Consider the following 7816-nt stretch of genomic DNA (forward strand, 5'->3'; position numbering starts at 1 on the left):
CGCTTTGCGCCTCTACTCTAAAGGAGCCTTGTATGCGCGGTGATTTCACCCGATGGACATTCGACCGCACGAAGCACTACAGCGGCGTGCTCAACCAACAGGGGCGCGTCGCCCTCGATGCCGATTGGAACGAGCAACTCGCGATCGATCTCGCCGATGAGCGCGCGGCTCGCACCGATCTGATCGGGCGTTGCGGCGGCCCGCAGGGCCAAGCTGGCTTTGATATCGTCGTTGCTGGCAGCACGCTCAACATCACTGCCGGTCGCTACTACGTCGCCGGCATCCGTCTCGAGAACGAGCAGACAGTTGCCATCACCGCTCAACCTGATCTGCCCGTCGCCACCCTAGCGCAGGTGGCCGGCTTGGCTGCCGATGCAACGCTGCCCGCCGGGGTCTATCTCGCCTATCTCGATGTCTGGGAACGGCATGTAACCGCGCTTGAAGATGCTGCTATCCGCGAAGTCGCGCTCGGCGGCCCTGACACCACGACCCGTTTGCAGGTAATGGCGCAAGTCAAGCTGTTGCGTGCCGGCGATCCCGGCGCAACCTTCGACTGCGCCGCGCCAAACGCGGCGTGGGATACGTTGCTGGCCGGCAGTAGCGGTATGCTCGAAGCTCGCGCCGAACCCGACCTAACCGTCAATGATCCCTGCGTCGTGCCGGCCCAAGCCGGCTATCGCGGGCTAGAAAACCAGCTCTATCGGGTTGAAGTGCATCGGATCGTCTCGAACACCCGTATTGCGCTCAAGTGGTCGCGGGAAAACGGTTCGGTGGCAGTTGGCTGGAGCGGGCAAGATCCGCTGAATCCCAATCGCTTGATTGTCGCCAGTACTGGCCGCGATGAGGTATTGGGTCTCGCACCCAACCAGTGGGTCGAGCTGACCGATGATGCGCGTGACAAGCGGGGCGAACCGGGTCTGCTGGTCAAGTTGCTGCAAGTCGAAGACAATATTGTCACCATCGATCCGGGCGGGCAAACGATCGCCTACAGCGCATTCGGTCCCAACCCCAAACTGCGCCGCTGGGATATGCCTGCTGATACCGGTGAGCTAGTTGTCACTACCGGTGCAGCGACGTGGACCGAACTCGAACAAGGGGTGCAGATCCGGCTCAAGAACGGTACGTTCCGTCCCGGCGACTACTGGCTCATTCCGGCCCGCACTGTTACCGGTGATATCGAGTGGCCGCGTACCGGCGGTGTACCGATGTCGCAACGCCCGCACGGCATCCACCATGCCTATTGCAAATTAGCCCTGCTTGACTTTAATGGCAGCGTGTGGACTAAACGCAGCGATTGCCGCCGGCTCTTTCTGCCCCTGACTGAGCTGATCCGGTTCTATGCCGTTGGCGGCGATGGTCAAGAGGCGCTGCCCGGCGCGACGCTCGCCCAACCGCTGCAAGTGGCCGTCACCAACGGCCAGCAACCGGTCACCAATGCCCGCGTGTGCTTTCGGATCGTGCCCCAAACTGCTGCCGGCCAACTCACTGCCGGCGGCGCCACCGGCAAGAGCGTTGATGTGACTGCCGGTCCAAACGGTATCTACTCCTGCCAGTGGCAACTCGGCCCCGCCGTCCAGAGCCAGCGCGTTGAAGCCTTCTTGGTCGAGATCGACGGCAAGCCATTTCTCGATAGTGCCGGAGAACCGGTCTTGCCGCGCGTCTTCTTCAACGCCAACCTCAGCCGCGCCAGCAATGTGGCTTACCAACCCGGTACGTGCTCTGATCTGGCCGATGCCCGCACTGTGCAAGAGGCGCTCGACATCCTCTGCCAGCGGCCCCGTGGCGGCGGCTGTTGTGTAAGCGTCGGCGACGGCGGCGAGTTTCCCGATCTTGAAACGGCTCTCAAAGAGTTGCTCGCTCGCGGCGAGCGTCGCATCTGCCTCTGCTTGCGCGCCGGCCGTCACGCTGCCGGGAGTATCCGACTCGATCTCGCGCCCGCCAACGAACCGTTCGTGCTTGAAATCAAGGGCTGTGGCCCGGCCACCAGTGTGCGCTTTGGTGGCCCGCTGCAGTTAAGCGGGTTTGATTCGGTAGCGCTGCGCAATCTCGCTCTTGATATTGCCTTCATCCCCGAAGCGGGGACAGTGGCCCTCTCGTTTGATCGTTGCCTGCGGGTGATCATGGCCGATTGCGCAATCAGTGGCCTCACCCTGCCTGGCTGGCTCAACCAAGAGCAATTCATTGATAGCAGTGCCCTCGTTGCCATCACCGGCGGCGATGATGTGCGACTGAGCGGCAACACCTTCACGGCGGCGGTGTCCGACCGCACCTTCCCGCCATTGCGCAATCTCTTCGCCAAAGCCCAAATCCCGCTGCTCGCTGATCTCTTCGCTGATGAGCGGTTGGTACTTGCACCCGAATGGTACGAGCTGGCGGTCAAGGCCGCGGGAGAACTAGCCCAACTGACGCTCGATCAACGCGCGCTCCTGCTCCGCGAGTTGCAAGAGCCGCTCGGAGAAATGATCGAGTCGTCTCCTCTTGCCGAGTTGCTCCAACTCCGCAAGCTGGAATTTGCTCTCAATCAAGCCGAAGCCAGTGCCGTTGCGCTGCTCGACATTCTGTTCGATCTGCGCGCCGCCGCGGTCAAATCGCGCCCCGGCGCCGCACTCATACTGCACCGGCGCCGCGCCGTCGATGAAAATAGCCTTGGCGCGATCGTCGATTTGCTTGATGAAGACGATCTTGTGGTGCTCGAACACAATCGCATTGACGGCATCGTCAGTCTGTACGGCATGCCTGCCCCGGTTGAACTGGTTGCGTCACGTGCTGCCAATCTGCTCCGGCTCGATCAACAACCCAACGAACCGGGCGGATCGCGGATGGCGATCCATGCCGCGTATATGGGAACAGTGCAACTGCGCGGCAATCATCTCGTCAGTCTGAGTATTGGCTTTGCGTTGCTGGAAGCGATCGTGCGCCGGTCAGACGGCGAAGCAACCTTTGCCCTCGACGACGATGTCTGTGCGCGCTTGTTGCTCGACGGCAACGTGATCGAGGGTGTTGCCAATCTCACCCTCAGCCGGAGTCTCATCGCGCAGGCCAATTCATTCACCGCCATGGCCGCACCGCGTGGGAAGCTGTCAATAACCCACGTTGCTAGCGTTGCGAATGCGCCATTGGGTTGGTGCCTCGCCGACGCCGCGACCTTCATTGGTAATCAGGGGTCGGGTCAAGCCCAACATGGGCGTCTGTTCGACATTTCGCGGTTTGCCGAACGGGTCGCCAACCTATTCATCCAAATCACCTAGTAGCGACGCACGGCCGTGCGTCTCCAAACCACATACCGGCGGCCGTGCGTCTCCCAACGCGACCATGCGCCCCTACCCCCTGCCATACCGCGCCACAATTCGTTCGATCAATCGGGTTGTGGCGTGGCCATCGTGAAACGGCAGCAACCGCACCTCGCCGCCGTGTGCGCGCGCAATCCGCGCTTCTGGCAAGCGGGCTTCATCGATGGCAGCGCCGTGGCCGTAATCGCCGCCTTTGACGTACACATCAGGCGCGAGTGCCGCCACCACCGTTTCAGCGGTGCATTCGGCAAAGATCGTTACTGCGTCAACGCAGCGCAGCGTAGCGATGATCGCGGCGCGTTCCACCGCCGGCACGATCGGGCGCAACGGCCCCTTAAGCTGTTGGGTTGACTCGTCGCTGTTAATCGCCACGATCAACCGATCCCCCAGCTCGCGCGCTGCCGTCAGGTAGTTCACATGGCCGATATGCAACAGATCAAACACCCCATTCGTCAGCACCACCCTCAAGCCGGCAGCGCGCCATCCGGCTCGCAAGACGACCAATTCGGCAAGCGGGTAGATTGGTAATGGTGGTGATTGGTGATCCATAATGATCCGCGCTCCGTGCATGTGTGGTGGCGATAGGGCATAGCGTTGCTATGATATCGTATCATGGCGGGCCGCCCGCGCTCCCCTGCTGTCCTTACGCAGGGCGCACCCCTACTGTCAATGCGCGGGCGCGTAGCGCCCGCAGCAAGCTCCCCTCCCCCGTTGTCATTGCGAGGGAGTGGCGGCCTCCAGCCGGGCTGGGATCGCTCGCCCGCAGCAAGCTCCCGCTTGAGCGCAGGTCATGCCTCAGCGGGTTGCGCCCGTGCTCACAGGGGATTGCTTCGCCGCGCGTAAGCGCGGCTCGCAATGACAACAGGTCACGCCTGTCAGTGCGCGGGCGCGCAGCGCCCGCAGCAAGCTCCTGCTTCAGCCGGACTCCTGTCTGAGGATCCTTCCAACCCTGCGGTCATTGCGCCTTTGCGTTCAGCTTATTTCCGCTCCCGAAATGGCGAAGTGAGCGGCAACCCGATCCAAAACAGTACCGCTAGCACCAGCACAATCCCACACACGACCAAAATCTGATCGGTATTCAATGGCGCGCCAACCAGTAAGGCGACACCCAGAAATCCGATCATAGGCACGATAGTCTGCACCGGCGCCAGCCGGGTGGCATGCTTCCAATCACCGTGGCGCAACCGCTCGCCGGCGCTGCGCCCGATCACGGTGCCTACCGTCCCGATCAGCGCCCACAAAAATGCGGCAATGAAGATGCTCCATGACCGTGATGCCCACCAAAAGGCGCTGCCGCCGATCAGGCCGATCACGGCGCAGACCACCGATGATACCCATAAGGGGGGCGGGAACCATGTAGACATAATCACATCCTTGTGATTGGATGGCGGAGCCGCACCGCCGTGCGGCTGTACAACAGTGGGTGGTTTGGGACAACGGTAGAGCCGCACGGCGGTGCGGCTCTGTGCCAACCACCACAACCGCACGGGCGTTCAGCGCTCCATCGTTCATGATGGAGCCGCACGCCGTGCGGCTGTACAGGGTTACACCACCCACCGCGCATCCAACGCTTGCGCCCGCGCTGCGATTGCGGCCCGCCGGTCTTCAAACCCGCGCCGGCCTAACAACGCATACGTATTGATCTTGCCTGCCTCGACGCCGGGTTGGTCAAAGGCATTGATGTCGTACAGCTCGCCGGCAATTGCCGTCTGCATCTCCATCAACATCAAGAATTGACCGAGCGTGAAGGCGTTGATTTCTGGGAAGATGTGGGTCATATTCGGCTGGCCGGCCTCGCTCAACGCAATCGCCGTGGCCTGCTGCTCGGCTTGAATCAACTCGGCCATCGTATGCCCACCAAGGTAACTCACCCCCTCCAGATCCTCGTAAGCGGTTGGGATCGGCGCCTCCTCGGCATACTTTTCGACCGCGATGAAGTTGATCAGCTTGTCGTACGGCCCTTCCATATAGAGCTGCACCTGCGAGTGCTGGTCGGTGGCTCCTAGCGCCTTGACCGGCGTCTGGCCTACCCGTGCCGGCTTACCTTGCCGGTCAATCGCCTTGCCCAAGCTTTCGGCCCACAATTGGGCAAACCAGTCGGCCACGTCGCGCAGCCGGTTGGCGTAAGGCATCATGACCACAATCGGCTTGCCTTTGCGGAAGCAGAGGTAGTTGACCAGCGCGCCGAGCGCCGCTGGGTTGCGCAGCGGATCGAGATTGGCTGCCAGTTCGCCGCCGTAGGCCGCGCCGGCTAGCAGCTCGCGGAGATTGACCCCGGTCATCGCCGCTGAGAGCAAGCCAACCGAGGTCAGCACCGAAAAGCGTCCGCCAACCTTTGGCGGCAGGTCAAACATCGTCCACCCCTCGCGCTGGCCGATCTGGCGCAAGAAGCCGCTGCTAGGGTCGGTGGTCAGCACAATATGATCGCCGAGCTTCTCTTCCCCTACTGCCTCAACCAGTGCCTGCTGGAAGTAAAGGAACGAAGCCATCGTCTCGGCGGTAGTGCCGCTCTTGCTAATCACGTTGAACATTGTCCGCCGCAGATCGAGCATGCGCAGCGCACCGGCGTTGAGTTCCGGGTCAGAATTATCCAGTACTAGCAACCGCGGCCAACCGCGCTGTTCGCGTGGCAAGAGGTTATAAAACGGCCCGTTGATGGCTGTCTGCACCGCGATATTGCCCAACGCCGAGCCGCCAATGCCCAGCACCACAAACGTGTCGATCCGGTCGCGGTGCGCGGCCGCAAATTGCTCAAACGGCGTCACATCTTGCTCTGGCAACAGCGGCCACCCCAACGCCTCACGCCGGCTCTGCACTGCCGCAATCGCCTCGCCTGCCCGCGCTGTTTCAGCCTCCAACTCCGCCGGAGTAAGCCCGTTCGGCCCGAATACATTATTCACGTCCAGCCGGATCCGTTGCGTTTCCCGCCAACCTGCATCCTCGTGGCGCATACGGTTCTCCTTAGTTGTCGTCAAAGCGTACCCTCGCAGACACCGCGTCGCCGTGTCCTCTGGCGAAGGGGATACGCCGCCTCGCCTCCTCAGTATAACATCTCTTGCCGGCCCGCTCCGGCTTGCGTTCATCCGGCAGCAACGGTAAGATGGGGCATATCAGCCTGAAAGGAGAGGTGCTATGGATACCGCCCAGACCGCCGATATCAAGAGTTTCATGATCGGCGCGATGACGGTGCGCCCGTTTGCCGGCAATGAATTGATGGCGGTACGGATCGATGCGCCCAAGGGGGCGGTTGCGCCGGCCCACAGCCATCCGCACGAGCAGATGACGTTGGTGGTGGCCGGTCGCTTGCGCTTCCGGGTTGGCGAAGAGTGGCGCGAACTCGGCCCGCTCGATATCGTCCATATTCCCGGTGGGGTTGAGCACGAGGCAGTGATGGAAGAGGACTCAACCTTCTTCGACATCTTCCATCCGGTGCGCGCCGATCTGTTGCAGCGACAGGCCGAAGCTGAGTGGCAATCGTCTTCCGCAACATGGTGGGCACTCGACGAGGCGGTAATGGCCGGCCTCACCGTTGCTGGGTTTGCCGTGCCTGCGCATACTCTTCGGCAGTAATGATCTGGCCGCCAGTGATCTCTTGGCTGATCAAGCGGCGCTGGCGGTCAAACCGTAGCTCAGCGGTCATCAGCCGGAAACAGCGGTCGTCCATCAGCTCCTTGCGGATCCAATAGCCGGCTAGCTCTTCCCGATCATCGTACTCGACCGACACATCGTTATAGAGGTTAATGCGCGTCTGCACCACAGCGCCGCACCGCGCGCAGCGCACGTGCAGCAACAGAAAAGGGGCCTCTTCCCCCCGCCCAAACAATCGTCGCAGCCATTGCATCGCTTCGCTCCCGTGCCCGTTGCGTATCGGCGCTCCTCATCATAGCGCACAAGCCGCTGGCCGGCAAATGGCCCGCTCACGGCGTCTTGCCTTTGGAGGAGCGCATCGGAACCGCACATTGCATCCGATTTGCATAAAACCGCAGATTGTGCTAGAATGCACTACGCTGAGCGATGGCTCGACGCCGTCGGTACGCGCCGGCGTAGCTCAATTGGCAGAGCAGCGGTTTTGTAAACCGCCGGTTCAGGGTTCAAGTCCCTGCGTCGGCTCCATCGCAACGAGACGGGTCGGTACCGAAGTGGCCAAACGGGGCGGTCTGTAAAATCGCTGGCTTACGCCTTCGCAGGTTCGAATCCTGCCCGGCCCACCAAAATCGAATAGAGAAGCTCCAGCACAACTCTATTCGTTTATGCCTACGTAGCTCAGTCGGTAGAGCACGTCTTTGGTAAAGACGAGGTCACGGGTTCAAGTCCCGTCGTAGGCTCCAGCCGACTATAGCGGCGAGCTGAGCGTGAAGCTCGCCCGGCTGCTCGTGCCAGACTTGTTGGCACGAGCGGCATCTTTTCGCGCCTTGTCTTAAGGAGCAAAATATCCATGGCCAAGCAGAAATTCGAGCGGACGAAACCGCATCTTAACGTCGGCACCATCGGTCACGTCGACCACGGCAAGACGACGCTAACGGCGG

Annotated in this window: 7 protein-coding genes and 3 tRNA genes; 6 read left to right on the forward strand and 4 right to left on the reverse strand. The window is 61.6% G+C overall.

The annotated features are described in order from the left end of the window. Positions 1–32 precede the first annotated feature (32 nt). Positions 33–3248 (forward strand): DUF6519 domain-containing protein, encoded by a 3216-nt coding sequence (locus U9R61_RS00415; RefSeq protein ID WP_322486852.1) that lies wholly within the window; start codon positions 33–35, stop codon positions 3246–3248. A 72-nt stretch (positions 3249–3320) separates the two neighbouring features. Here U9R61_RS00415 and U9R61_RS00420 read toward each other — a convergent pair whose 3' ends face one another. The 3 genes from U9R61_RS00420 to U9R61_RS00430 all read right to left on the reverse strand — a co-directional run bounded on the left by U9R61_RS00420 (position 3321) and on the right by U9R61_RS00430 (position 6241). Further along, on the reverse strand, positions 3321–3839 hold the full coding sequence (locus U9R61_RS00420; RefSeq protein ID WP_322486853.1) for an adenylyltransferase/cytidyltransferase family protein: 519 nt from the start codon (positions 3837–3839) through the stop codon (positions 3321–3323). Positions 3840–4267: 428 nt separating this feature from the next. Beyond that, positions 4268–4654: a hypothetical protein gene (locus tag U9R61_RS00425; protein WP_322486854.1), complete on the reverse strand. Its 387-nt coding sequence runs from the start codon at positions 4652–4654 to the stop codon at positions 4268–4270. A gap of 180 nt (positions 4655–4834) precedes the next feature. After that, entirely contained in the window at positions 4835–6241 is a 1407-nt protein-coding gene (locus U9R61_RS00430) for a glucose-6-phosphate isomerase (protein WP_322486855.1), read from the reverse strand. Positions 6242–6422: 181 nt separating this feature from the next. On the opposite strand from U9R61_RS00430, the gene U9R61_RS00435 reads away from it, so the two are divergent. Further along, positions 6423–6860 (forward strand): cupin domain-containing protein, encoded by a 438-nt coding sequence (locus tag U9R61_RS00435; protein ID WP_322486856.1) that lies wholly within the window; start codon positions 6423–6425, stop codon positions 6858–6860. Here the strand turns inward: U9R61_RS00435 and U9R61_RS00440 are convergent. Next, complete coding sequence (locus tag U9R61_RS00440; RefSeq protein WP_322486857.1) at positions 6814–7131, reverse strand: hypothetical protein; 318 nt, start codon at positions 7129–7131, stop codon at positions 6814–6816. The two genes, U9R61_RS00435 and U9R61_RS00440, sit on opposite strands and share 47 nt — an antisense overlap. Positions 7132–7327: 196 nt before the next feature. Here U9R61_RS00440 and U9R61_RS00445 point away from each other — a divergent pair. From U9R61_RS00445 to U9R61_RS00460, 4 genes are all read left to right on the forward strand, one after another. Continuing rightward, positions 7328–7403, forward strand: a tRNA-Thr gene (locus U9R61_RS00445). Positions 7404–7415: 12 nt separating this feature from the next. After that, positions 7416–7501, forward strand: a tRNA-Tyr gene (locus tag U9R61_RS00450). A 41-nt stretch (positions 7502–7542) separates the two neighbouring features. Beyond that, positions 7543–7618 (forward strand) — tRNA-Thr (locus U9R61_RS00455). A 107-nt stretch (positions 7619–7725) separates the two neighbouring features. Further along, positions 7726–7816 (forward strand): GTP-binding protein (locus U9R61_RS00460; RefSeq protein ID WP_322486859.1); only part of this gene is annotated, 91 nt, incomplete at its 3' end.

It is taken from the genome of Chloroflexus sp., from assembly GCF_034431535.1.
Taxonomy (GTDB): domain Bacteria; phylum Chloroflexota; class Chloroflexia; order Chloroflexales; family Chloroflexaceae; genus Chloroflexus.

Coding starts and splice junctions, on each gene's coding strand:
- U9R61_RS00415 (WP_322486852.1), top strand. CDS start 33: ATGCGCGGTGATTTCACCCGATGGACATTCGACCGCACGAAGCACTAC.
- U9R61_RS00420 (WP_322486853.1), bottom strand. CDS start 3,839: ATGGATCACCAATCACCACCATTACCAATCTACCCGCTTGCCGAATTG.
- U9R61_RS00425 (WP_322486854.1), bottom strand. CDS start 4,654: ATGTCTACATGGTTCCCGCCCCCCTTATGGGTATCATCGGTGGTCTGC.
- U9R61_RS00430 (WP_322486855.1), bottom strand. CDS start 6,241: ATGCGCCACGAGGATGCAGGTTGGCGGGAAACGCAACGGATCCGGCTG.
- U9R61_RS00435 (WP_322486856.1), top strand. CDS start 6,423: ATGGATACCGCCCAGACCGCCGATATCAAGAGTTTCATGATCGGCGCG.
- U9R61_RS00440 (WP_322486857.1), bottom strand. CDS start 7,131: ATGCAATGGCTGCGACGATTGTTTGGGCGGGGGGAAGAGGCCCCTTTT.